The sequence below is a fragment of the Aeromonas sp. FDAARGOS 1417 genome (assembly GCF_019046985.1).
Classification (GTDB): Bacteria; Pseudomonadota; Gammaproteobacteria; order Enterobacterales; family Aeromonadaceae; genus Aeromonas; species Aeromonas veronii.
The window spans coordinates 782,210-793,339 of sequence record NZ_CP077221.1; the positions used below are offsets into that span (position 1 = coordinate 782,210).

At 58.7% G+C, this 11,130-nt stretch carries 10 protein-coding genes; all 10 read left to right on the forward strand.

The features are described 5' to 3' along the window. The first annotated feature begins 149 nt into the window (after positions 1-149). The 10 genes from I6L47_RS03480 to I6L47_RS03525 all read left to right on the forward strand — a co-directional run bounded on the left by I6L47_RS03480 (position 150) and on the right by I6L47_RS03525 (position 11,081). A complete protein-coding gene (locus tag I6L47_RS03480; protein WP_216948670.1) occupies positions 150-1,100 on the forward strand; it encodes a MoxR family ATPase in 951 nt (316 codons plus the stop codon). After that, entirely contained in the window at positions 1,091-1,993 is a 903-nt protein-coding gene (locus I6L47_RS03485; protein ID WP_216948671.1) for a DUF58 domain-containing protein, read from the forward strand. Before I6L47_RS03480 ends, I6L47_RS03485 begins: the two co-directional genes overlap by 10 nt. Further along, a complete protein-coding gene (locus tag I6L47_RS03490; RefSeq protein ID WP_216948672.1) occupies positions 1,978-2,517 on the forward strand; it encodes a DUF4381 domain-containing protein in 540 nt (179 codons plus the stop codon). The genes I6L47_RS03485 and I6L47_RS03490 overlap by 16 nt, the downstream gene beginning before the upstream one ends. Then, entirely contained in the window at positions 2,514-3,506 is a 993-nt protein-coding gene (locus I6L47_RS03495; RefSeq protein WP_216948673.1) for a VWA domain-containing protein, read from the forward strand. Before I6L47_RS03490 ends, I6L47_RS03495 begins: the two co-directional genes overlap by 4 nt. Then, on the forward strand, positions 3,497-4,948 hold the full coding sequence (locus tag I6L47_RS03500) for a VWA domain-containing protein (RefSeq protein WP_216948674.1): 1,452 nt from the start codon (positions 3,497-3,499) through the stop codon (positions 4,946-4,948). Before I6L47_RS03495 ends, I6L47_RS03500 begins: the two co-directional genes overlap by 10 nt. A gap of 20 nt (positions 4,949-4,968) precedes the next feature. After that, positions 4,969-6,480 carry a BatD family protein gene (locus I6L47_RS03505; RefSeq protein WP_216949312.1) on the forward strand — a complete coding sequence of 504 codons (1,512 nt, stop codon included), beginning with the start codon at positions 4,969-4,971 and terminating at the stop codon, positions 6,478-6,480. 13 nt (positions 6,481-6,493) lie between these two features. Beyond that, positions 6,494-7,093, forward strand: coding sequence for a sigma-70 family RNA polymerase sigma factor (locus tag I6L47_RS03510; RefSeq protein WP_167569770.1), 600 nt, complete (start codon positions 6,494-6,496; stop codon positions 7,091-7,093). Then, positions 7,086-7,865: a DUF3379 domain-containing protein gene (locus I6L47_RS03515; protein ID WP_108542626.1), complete on the forward strand. Its 780-nt coding sequence runs from the start codon at positions 7,086-7,088 to the stop codon at positions 7,863-7,865. The genes I6L47_RS03510 and I6L47_RS03515 overlap by 8 nt, the downstream gene beginning before the upstream one ends. A 402-nt stretch (positions 7,866-8,267) precedes the next feature. Further along, entirely contained in the window at positions 8,268-9,560 is a 1,293-nt protein-coding gene (locus I6L47_RS03520; RefSeq protein ID WP_216948675.1) for an outer membrane protein transport protein, read from the forward strand. Positions 9,561-9,812: 252 nt separating this feature from the next. Further along, positions 9,813-11,081, forward strand: coding sequence for an outer membrane protein transport protein (locus tag I6L47_RS03525; protein WP_103251970.1), 1,269 nt, complete (start codon positions 9,813-9,815; stop codon positions 11,079-11,081). Positions 11,082-11,130: the final 49 nt, after the last annotated feature.

Genomic DNA, 11,130 nt, shown 5'->3' on the forward strand with positions numbered 1-11,130 from the left:
CCTCATTGCGCCACATCTTAACAATCCAATCACAAGTTTCATACAGCTGATTGAAACTAAATTAAGCGCGGCAAGGCCCCTTTGCTCGCCCTTGGGAAGCAACTGGAGTATAAAAAGATCAACTTCCATAAAAACAACGGGTTTATCGCATGGCAGCGGCCGAGTTCAGAGCACTTAGGGACTATCTTGGCAGTCAGATCCTGGGGCAGGAGGAGCTAATAGAAGGGCTCCTGATTGCCCTGTTATGTGAAGGACATGTGTTAATCGAAGGGGCCCCCGGGCTGGCCAAAACCCGCGCCGTCAAGGCGCTCGCTGGCGCCGTCGAAGGGCGCTTTGCCCGTATCCAGTTTACCCCCGACCTACTTCCTGCCGATCTCACCGGCAGCGAGGTGTTTCACCCGCAGGATGCCAGTTTTGTTTTCCAGCCAGGCCCCCTCTTCAACCATCTGGTGCTGGCAGACGAGATCAACCGGGCGCCAGCCAAGGTACAATCAGCGCTGCTGGAAGCCATGGCCGAACACCAGATCACCGTGGGCAAAAAGAGCTGGCGGCTGCCACCTCTCTTTATGGTCGCCGCCACCCAGAATCCTATCGAGCAGGAGGGAACCTATCCCCTGCCGGAGGCGCAGCTCGACCGCTTTCTGCTCAAGTTGATGGTGGATTACCCGAGCCCCACGATGGAGCTCGCCATCTTGCAGCTCAACGCCAGCGGCGAACAGCTTGGCGCGGCATCAGTGACCCTGAGTCAGACCAGCTTGCAGCGTGCCCGCAGCGACGTGCTGGCGGTAACCATGCAAAGCCGACTGGAGCACTATCTGGTGGAGCTGGTCTGCGCCACTCGCCCGGGCAGCGGCCTGTGCCCAGCCCTTGAGCCATTGATTGCCGTGGGAGCCAGCCCTCGGGCTACGCTGGGGCTGGCTCGCTCCGCCCGTGCCCGAGCCTGGCTCGCCGGACGTGATTATGTGCTGCCGGAAGATATCCAGCTGCAAGCCTATCCGGTGCTGCGCCACCGCCTTATTCCCAGCTATCAGGCACTGGCCGACAATCTGGATAACGATATCCTGATCGCCCAACTGCTGGATCAGGTGCCATGTCCCTAACGCCGGACCTCCATCCCGATATCGCCCTGTCGCTGCCACGGCTGCTCAATATCCGGCTCTGGGCCAAGGCCAAGAAGCCACCTCACGCAGGCAGAAGCAGCAGCGAACGCGGCAAACCGGGCCGATCTCCCGGACTCACGTTTCGGGAGCTGCGCGCCTATCAGGCTGGTGACGAGGTACGCCATATCGACTGGCGAGTGACCGCACGCCTCGGTCGTCCCTATACCCGCCTCTATAGCGAGGAGCTCGATCAGGCGCACTGGCTGCTGCTCGATCTCTCTCCCGCCATGTATTTCGGCTCCACACTACAGCTCAAGGCGCGTCTGGGGTGCGAGCTGGCAGCAGCCTTGATCTGGCAAGGGGAGAAGCAGCACAACACCCTGATCTGCCTCGGGCTTATCCCCCATCACCAGAGCCAGCGCGGCAGCGTGCTGCCCCTGCTCGAATCCCTCTGCCATCACTACCAGCAAGGGCTGGCACGTCGGCCCCTTTCTCACTCGCTAGCCGACATCTTGTCCGGCGTGAAGTTGCCTCACGGAGCCAAGCTGACGATCATCACCGACCACAGACCCTGCGAGTCGACGCTCTGTCAGCAGTTGCAGCTGCTCTCGCGGCGCCACGATATTCACTATTGGCAGATCCGCGATCCCCTCGAGGCAGCCCTTCCCCAAGGCGGCCAGCTACCGGTGGCCATCGATCGGCCAGGCCAGCACTATCAGGGCTGGCTGGATGGGGGCCATGACGGTTTCTCCCAGCGCTACCGGCATGTCGCCGAGAAGCAACTAGCCCACGGCAAGCAGTTGCTGTTGCCATTGGTGCAGCGCCTCTATCTGCTCGATAACAGCCAGACGCTGCAACAGCAGTGGCAGGAGGGGTTATGTCATCAGGGATGAGCTCGCCCGCCGAACTCGACAGCGCCAGTCCCGCCTCCGAGGCCATCACTCCGCCGCTGGCCGCCCTGATGCGAGACATCCACCCGGGGCCGGATCTGATTGAACAGAGTCTTGACCCCAGAGTGCAGGCGCTATTGTGGCTATTGATCACAGGTCTATTGCTGCTGCTGATCGTCCTGATTGCCCGCAGGGTGATACGTTACCGCCGCTGGTGTCGTCAGCTGGAGGGAGATCCGGCACTGCTGGTGGCACGCATACAGGAGGCCCTGCGTCATGAAGCACTGCAACGTTGGCCCGAGGCGCGCCAGCTGCAGGGAGAGGCGTGGCTCGCCTTCGTTGATCGTCACGGGGGCAGCAATTTTAGCCAGTTTTCGTCTCACTGGAGCAGTTGGCTCTATGGCAGCCAGAACCCGACTCGCGAGCAGTGCGAACAGCTTCGGCAACATTATCGCCGCTGGGGTCAGACCCTCTTCTTGCAACGATCTCCCCGCTCGGGGCGTAAAGCCGCGCGGAGGCATCCATGACCCTGGCCTGGCCCTGGTTTGCGCTGGCGCTGGTGCTGCCCTTGCTGGTGCGCTTCGGCTTGCCGCCCCTGCGCCGCGGCTATTTGGCTCACCCCGGGTTTGCGCTGCTGCGCCCTCACGCCGGATTGCCACTCTGGCGCGCCATGCTGCTCTGGTGTGCCCTTATCCTCGCCCTCTGCCGCCCCCAGTGGTGGGGGGAACCGGTGATCCAATATGAAGGGAGTCGAGATCTGCTGCTGGCGGTGGATCTGTCAGACAGCATGCGCACCCCTGATATGCTCGATAACGGCGAGCAGCAAGCACGGCTAACGGCGGTGCGCCAGCAGATCAAGACGCTGATCGCCAAACGGGCCGGAGACAGGGTGGGCCTCATTGTCTTTGCCGATCACGCCTACCTGCTCTCTCCCCTCACTCAGGAGATCCCGGCGCTGTTGACCTTGAGCGACGAGCTCGATTTTGATCTGGTCGGCCGAACCACCGCCCTTGGCGAAGCCATCCAGCTGGCACGTCAGCATGGAGATCCGGGTCGCCCCACCGCCCTGCTGCTGGTCACTGATGGCCGCAATACCGCAGGCAATGCCGACCCGCAGCAAGAGGCCAAACTCGCCGCAGCGCAGGGAATAAGGATCTACACGCTGGGGGTCGGGGCCGATCCCGATACCTTTATCCAACCCTACGATGAGGCGGGCAGCGGTCAGGCCGATCCCAGCAGCGAACTGGACGAGCCGCTCCTGAAAGAGCTGGCCGAGACAGGCCAGGGGCGTTACTTTCGGGCACGCACCCAGAGCGATCTCGATGCCATCAACGCGACTCTCAATGCCCTTGAACCTGCCCCCATGCCGATTGCCCAGTACCAGCCGGTGATCGAGCTCTACCCCTGGCCGTTGGCACTGCTTTGTGGCTTGCTGCTTCTGCCATCAGGGCACGGCAGGCTGGAGTTTCGCAAGGTGCGTAGCTGGCTGGCACGAGGCGCGCACAGATGGAGTTGATCTTGCTCCGTCCCCTGTGGCTGATCGCACTCATCCCCTGGCTCTGGCAAGGGTGGCACCGTCGTCGCCAGCCCCCGCTGATCGCACCTGCGATGCAGGCTTATCTGCTGCCAGCCTCTCGTCCTCAACGTCCCTGGCTCTGGCTGGCAACCCTGCCCGTCATTTTGGCCCTGAGCGGACCGGCACTGCGCGATGAGCTGCAACAGCAGCCTGCGGCACCGCTCGATATCTGGCTGCTGGACTTGTCACGCTCGATGACCGCCACCGATCTCAAACCGGATCGGGCGACCCGGGTCAGATGGCAGTTGCAGCAGCTGCTGAGCCGCGCCAAGGGCGAGCGCATTGCGCTGATCCTCTACGCAGGCGACGCCTACCTCGCCATGCCGCCAACTCGGGATCATCAGGCCCTTTCGCTGCTGCTGCCAGACTTGCGCCCCGATATCATGCCGCTGCAGGGCAGCAACCCGGCACGGGCGGTGGAACTTGCCATGAAGCAGCTGGCCCCTGGAGAACAAGCGCGTCTACTGCTGATCACCGATGACCTCACCCAGAATCAGATGACCCAAATCGCCGCCCTGTGGCCCTGCCAGCAACGCCTGCTTTGCCGCGACACCCAGTCGGCACGCCTCGATATTCTGCTTGCTAGCAGTGGTCAACCGGCCCCCATGCCCGCCACTCCGGCCAATGAGTTGGGGTTTGCCACCCGCATGCCCGCGCAGTTGCCCGCCCCCGATAGTCAGGCCATTGCCGCTCTGGCCAATCGTCTCGGTGGTGAGCTGCAGTGGCTTGGCAGCGACGCACCCCGCTTTGCACCGCTGCCCACCACGACCTCGGCCCTCACCCCGGCGCCATTGGATCTTGGCCCCTGGTTGCTGATCCCCTTGTTACCGCTCGCCTTGCTGGCCAGAGTCGGCGCCCGGTTGATGATCGCACTGATGGTGGGAGCGCAGTTGCTTGCGACACAAGATCTGCAAGCAGCAGAGCGGGCGGATCTGCAAGCGATGCAGGCTTATCAAGAGGGGGATTTTCAGCGGGCAGCCCGCACCTTCAACGATCCAGTCTGGCGCGGCAACGCCTGGTATCGGGCCGGAGCCTACCGGCAAGCGATCGCAGCCTATCAGGAAGCAGCGAGTGCCACTGCCCACTACAACCGCGGCAATGCCCTGCTGCAACTGGGGGAGTTTGCCGCCGCCAAAGAGGCCTATCTGGCCGCTCTGGCGCTCGAACCCGGCCATGAAGATGCGCTCTATAACCTCTCTCTGTTACAGGGCGCAGCGGCGGCTGCTCCCGATACCAGCAACAGCAAGCAACCCGAACCATCGGCTGAACAGCAGGCAGCAGCAATGCCCTTGCCACCCTCCCCCCCGGTGTTGCTGCTGGAGCAGCGGCTGCGCAAAGAGGCGCTGCGCCGGGATCTGATCAAGGTGGAGGAGCCCTGGTGACGCGGGCAGGATGGGGGCTGTTGCTCGCACTGGCGACTCCACTTTGCTGGGCCTTGCCCCCACGGGCAGAGCTGCTGCCGGGGGCCGACCCCAGCGATTGGCTGCTGATCATCGAAGCGGATGGCGAGCGCCAGAGCAGCGAACTGGAGATCACCCCCCTACTGCGCCAGTTTGCAGTGGGCAGAGTGACCATGAGCCGGGTCACCACCCCGGTACAACAACTGACTCGCTGGCAGATCCCGCTGCACCAGAGCGACTCACCCGCTAATACAAAGGTGGTGATTGCACCGCTCAAACTCGGAAATGAGTTTACCCCCTCGCTCACCCTGCCATTGAGAGAGGCGAAAGCGGCGGCGCTGCCGCAACCCGCAGCCCCCTCGCCCCTCGAGATGCAGGCCAGCCTTGATCATCAGGGCCCGCTCTATCCCGGCCAGCCGGTGATCTACCGGCTGACACTCTGGCTGCCTACCAGCATGCAAAACCCGGCCCTGAGCGAGCTTAGTTCTGCCCACTTCGCCATCCGTCGCCTCGGTAGCGACGAGTGGATCGCACCCGCTCAGGCAGGTCTGCCCGGCAGGCTCACCCGCAGTTGGCTCGTTCAGGCAAAAGCGCCTGGGCTCTGGCACCTCGACTCGCCCCGCTTGCAGGGGCAGCTCACGCAGCAAGGGGGCAAGCCACAACGGCTCTCGGCCCGCGCGGCACCACTCGAGGTTCGGGTCGACAAAGCCCCTGCCACGCCGGTCGCCACCAGGCTAACCCTGAACCAGCGCCTTGAACCGGCCACCAAGGGAGAAGTGGGTGAACCGCTGATCCGGATCCTCACCCTGACCATGGAGAATGGTGACAGCGGCCAGATCCAGCTTGCCCCCCTGATGGCCCATCAGCTGCCAAACGGCATACAGGCACATCCCGATGGCGAGCAACAGCAGGAGCGTTACCGAGATGGCAAGCTTCTGTTTGAGCGACAGTGGCGCCAGACTCTGGTCGCGGAGCAGAGCGGCGACTATCAGCTGCCCCCCATCGATCTGCCCTGGTTTAATACCCAAAGCGGCCGGATTGAGCAGGCCAGCCTGCCCGCCATCTCACTGACGTTTAATGCAGCGACAAGTTCGCAACCTGATGATCAGCGCCCGCAAATGGCGCTGCGAGAGAGCATTTGGTGGGTCGTGCTGGCTCTGGCGCTGCGTGCGCTGTGGCGCCACTGGCCCCGCTGGCGCGCCTTCTATCAACTGCAACATGCCCTTGCCCAACACCAGCCGGATGCCAGTCGCAAGGCGCTGATCAAGTGGGCGACCTTGCGCTGGCAGGTCTCCTATTATCAATTAGGCCAGTTGCCCGACGCTGGGCATAATCGGCTCGGCAATGCGCTCGCCGCACTCGAGCGAGCTTGTTTTGCACGACCCTCTTCTGTCCCGCCCATCGAGTGGTGCGCTCTGGCGCGTACCCTCAGGGCTGATGAAACGGACGGTATTGCGTACCTGATTTACCTGCTGGCGCACGGGAGTTCCCGCTCCCGCCGCCACGCCCCCTGACAAGGATTGCCCAATGGCACTGCTGTTTTTTAGAAAAAAACGTGCTCAGCAGCATATTGGTGGAAATGATCCGGCCACTTCGCCGGTCTCTGATCCCATGGCTGACAAACAAACCAAATTTGAAGCACTGGTTCATGCGCTGCATGGCGATCTCTACCGGTATGCCTACTGGCTGACCCGGGATCCCAACGTAGCGGAAGATCTGGTGCAAGAGACCTTCCTGCGTGCCTGGAAGGCTATCGACACCCTGCAGGATGACAAGGCGGCCAAAGGGTGGCTGATCACCATCCTCAGACGGGAAAACGCCCGCCGCTTTGAACGCAAACAGCTGGAGCTGGTGGATCTCGACGATCACCCTCAACCCCAGCACGATGCACTGCACAGCGAACAGGAGATGGAGAACGAGTGGTTGCACCGTCACATCGCCCGGTTGCCCGAGGAGTATCAGGAGCCACTGCTGCTGCAAGTCGTGGGAGGATTCAATGGTGAGGAGATTGCCGAGATGCTCGGCCTCAACAAGAACACCGTCATGACTCGACTGTTTCGCGCCCGCAACCAGATCAAGGAGGCAATGGAACAGAAGAACCAAGCAAGAGGACACGGACATGGATGAACTCGAATTTCGCCGCAACGCCATGACCCAGCCCAACGATCAACAAACGGACTTTCTCAAAACCGCTGAAGCAAGCCAGGCTAATCGGAACTACCTCGACGAGATGAAGCAGTTCGACAGAAGCCTCAAGCGTGCCATGCAGGTAGAGGTCCCCGCCGGACTGGCCGAGCGGATCCTGCTCAGGCAAGCCATGCTGCAAGACAGTGACGCGCCAGATGATATGCCGCCATCCCGCCCCCTTGGTACAGAGCCAGTCAAGATCCGGACATCGACATCCTGGCGCCAGATCGCCCTGGCTGCATCGGTCGCCTTCCTGCTGGGAATGAGCACCCGCTGGATCACGCTGCCAGAGACGGCTCCTGCGGCCCTCTCCCTCGCACAGGTGGCGATGGCTCATGTCTATGGCGAAGAACCCTTTATTGAAGGTGTCGATGAGCAGGTCAATCTGCATAACATCAATGCCAAGATGGAGAAGTATGGCGCCACCTTGAGCGGAATGGATGGGCTCAAGGTGACCTATGTCAATCACTGCTCGTTTTATCAGGGACCGGCCTTGCACATGGTGATCCAGGGAAAGATGGGGCCAGTCACCCTCTTTTTAGTGCCCAAACATGTTCCATTAACCCTGCAACAGGCCACCTTTGAAGATGGCACCCTCAAAGGGGAGATAGTCCAGCTCAAAGGCGCCAATATGGTACTGATTGGCGAGATGAAAGAGCCACTTGCCCCCGTTGCCAACGCCCTGCAGTCACGTCTGCAGTGGGACATTTAACATCGCTGGTTAACAACCTCAGAGCCATCCTCAATAGCAGGTGGCGGTCACGAGCCGCTGCCTGTTCCCCCCCTGATTACTCCCCTTTGTCACTCATTTGCCTCAAGATTTCGAAAAATTGACAAAATTATTTTTGTGACGGAGATCGGCAATCCAGGTCAATATTCCGCCTTTAGACCGTGAAAATGATGAATTAAACAGCATGTTAAAACAAATGATTAACACATCGATCACTTTTATGTATTCTGCTGTCACTGGTCTGATTTCTTACCTCCTACCAGATCCATAGAATCACGCCAGAATTGATTGGGAAGAAGCTGAAATAAAAACGGATTTTGTCGAGGTTTGCATTGAACGTGCAGCCAATATCGGCAAAAAAATCTGCCTACAAGAGAGAACACCATGACGACAACTATTTTCAAGAAGAGCCTGATTGCCGCCACCATCGCGCTGGCCACCGGTCAAGTCCATGCCGCGGCATTCCAGTTGAACGAGCACTCGGCCTCTGGTCTGGGTCGCGCCTATGCAGGTGAAGCCGCTATTGCCGACAACGCCTCCGTTCTGGCCCGTAACCCGGCCGCCATGACCACCTTCGACAAGATGGCAGTTTCTGTCTCTGGCACCTACATCAAACCGGATGTGGATGTGGATGGCAAAATTGGAGGGGTTCTCCCAGCCAGCGAAAGTGGCATTGCGCCAGCGGCTTTCGTCCCAGCCTCTTACTTTATTCAACCACTGAATGACCAGTGGGCATGGGGTATCGGCCTATTTTCAAATTATGGCCTATCTACCGAATATTCTGAGACATTCAATGCAGGTTCAGCCGCTGGTAATACAGAGCTGGTCACCTTCAATATCAACCCTAATATTGCCTATCGTATCAACCAGCAGTTCAGTATTGGCGCAGGCATTAACGCTGTTTATGGTGCTGCTGAGCTCAACCGTTTTGCTGGCTACAACCTAAACGGGCTCCCGAAAGATACTAATGTTGCGCACCTTAAAGGTGACACATGGGGCTTCGGGTGGAACGTTGGTACACTCTATGAGGTCAACGAAAATCACCGTTTTGCTCTGACTTATCGCTCACAAGTGGATATGAGCTTTGACGGTGATTTTCAGGGAGCGACTGCCGGTATAGCTGGCCTCCAAAATGGCAAGCCTGTATTTAAAACTGTAGACGGCAACCTAAAGCTGGATTTGCCAGCTCAGGCTGAATTTGCCGGATATCACCGTCTGAATCAGCAATTTGCCGTCCACTACTCAGTTAACTGGACTGACTGGAGTGCGTTTGAAGAACTGAAAGCAACCAGCAGTGGCTGTAAAGATGGCGCAATTGTTGGTCAATGCTTGCAAAAACCAGAGAATTTTAAAGACTCCCTCCGTTATTCCATCGGTGGCACTTGGTATATCAATCCAGCTTGGGAAGCACGTCTGGGCTTTGCCTATGACAATAGTCCGATCGAAGCTGAGTACCGTAGCCTGAGCATCCCCGACTCAGACCGTATCTGGTATAGCGCAGGAGCCACCTATCATATCAACACAGATATGAGTGTTGACTTCGGTATGGCCTATCTGGATGGCAAAGAGGTTGACGTCAATGAAGGCCTGCCGAAACATGACAGTACCACTCGCTGGCAAGGCACTTCCCACGGCAACGCCTTCCTGGCCTCTGCCCAGTTCAACATGAAGTTCTGATTATTGATAGAATTGAAAGAGCGCCGTCAGGCGCTCTTTTTTTGTCCTAAGTAGCCATTTCAGCGCACACATGTAGCACACACCTGTTTATTTTTCTTTTTTAATCAAGCTATTAGAGTGCATCCTTTCAGCATTTAATCTTGTTTTATCCAGATACTGGTCATTACCGTTGCCTTACTGGTCATACCATATAAAATCCTGCCTTCATTCATATGACCTATTGAACCTTCGGGTAACAGCAAGGATTTTGCCATGCATCCCATCATCAAACCGTCCGCCATCGCCCTGTTGGTGATCGCGGGTCAGACTCATGCCGCCGGGTTCCAGCTGGCTGAACAGTCCGCTACAGGACTGGGACGCGCCTTTGCCGGTGAGGCCGCCATCGCGGATAACGCCAGTGTGCTCTCCCGCAATGCAGCAGCCATGACCCGCTTCGATCAGATGGCGCTCTCTGGCGGAGTCATCTATGTCAGTCCTGACGTCAATATTGAAGGCAACACCCGCTTGCCGACCAAAGCCGGTATCGTCACCTCCGATGCCAGTGCACACGATATCGCCGCCACAGCCTGGGTACCCAACGCCTATCTCATCATTCCACTCAACGAGCAGTGGCGACTCGGCTTCTCGGCAACCTCTTACTACGGCCTTGGCGTCAAGATGCCGGATAACTACAGCGCGGGACACTTTGGCAATGTCTCCGATATCAAGACCATGGATCTGGGTACCTCACTCGCCTATCGCATCAATGAGATGTGGTCAATTGGTGCCGGGATCTCTGCTATTCAGGGCGAAGGCGAAGTCGGTGGCACCTTCCCTTCTCGCAACCTGATCGCAAAACATTTGCAAGGGGATGGCTGGGCATGGGGCTGGAATGTCGGCACCTTGCTGGAGTTGTCCGAACAAACCCGCATTGGCCTATCCTACCGTCACGATGTCACTTTGACCCTCTCGGGAGATGCTATCGTGGGCCGACCCAATGCAGATGGCTCCGTTACCGAGATCAGAGATACCGGCAGTCTGGATCTGCCGTTGCCAGCGACGGCAGAGTTGGCGGCATTCCATCAGCTGACTGACAAGCTGGCTCTCCACGGCAGCCTGAACTGGACCAACTGGAGCAAATTCGTTCAGTTGGAAGCTGATCTCAACAATTTGCAGAACATGCACATCAAGGACGAGCACTGGGAAGATAGCTGGCGCTACGCCATCGGTATGACCTATCAAGTCACTCCCAATTGGCAACTGCGCTCCGGTGTGGCCTATGACGCCAGCCCGGTGCCAGCCGATCGTCGTACCATCTCCATCCCGGACGCCGATCGGCTCTGGTACAGCCTGGGAATGGGGTATCAATTCACGCCCAACCTGACCGTGGATCTGGGGCTGACTCTGATCGATGGCAAAAAGGTGGATGTCACTGAAAAAATGGAGCTGCAACCGGGTAATCCGATGACGACCTCCACCTTCCAGGGCACTTCCGAAGGGGATGCCTGGCTGGCTGGTGCACAATTGAGCTATCTCTTCTAAATTCCTTCCCTGCAAAAAACGCTATGCCAATTATTGCCTTACTCAATAA

What these genes read in the sequence shown, in the direction of transcription:
- I6L47_RS03510 (WP_167569770.1), top strand. Translation starts at nt 6,494, where the DNA reads ATGGCACTGCTGTTTTTTAGAAAAAAACGTGCTCAGCAGCATATTGGT.
- I6L47_RS03480 (WP_216948670.1), top strand. Translation starts at nt 150, where the DNA reads ATGGCAGCGGCCGAGTTCAGAGCACTTAGGGACTATCTTGGCAGTCAG.
- I6L47_RS03500 (WP_216948674.1), top strand. Translation starts at nt 3,497, where the DNA reads ATGGAGTTGATCTTGCTCCGTCCCCTGTGGCTGATCGCACTCATCCCC.
- I6L47_RS03485 (WP_216948671.1), top strand. Translation starts at nt 1,091, where the DNA reads ATGTCCCTAACGCCGGACCTCCATCCCGATATCGCCCTGTCGCTGCCA.
- I6L47_RS03490 (WP_216948672.1), top strand. Translation starts at nt 1,978, where the DNA reads ATGTCATCAGGGATGAGCTCGCCCGCCGAACTCGACAGCGCCAGTCCC.
- I6L47_RS03495 (WP_216948673.1), top strand. Translation starts at nt 2,514, where the DNA reads ATGACCCTGGCCTGGCCCTGGTTTGCGCTGGCGCTGGTGCTGCCCTTG.
- I6L47_RS03520 (WP_216948675.1), top strand. Translation starts at nt 8,268, where the DNA reads ATGACGACAACTATTTTCAAGAAGAGCCTGATTGCCGCCACCATCGCG.
- I6L47_RS03525 (WP_103251970.1), top strand. Translation starts at nt 9,813, where the DNA reads ATGCATCCCATCATCAAACCGTCCGCCATCGCCCTGTTGGTGATCGCG.
- I6L47_RS03515 (WP_108542626.1), top strand. Translation starts at nt 7,086, where the DNA reads ATGGATGAACTCGAATTTCGCCGCAACGCCATGACCCAGCCCAACGAT.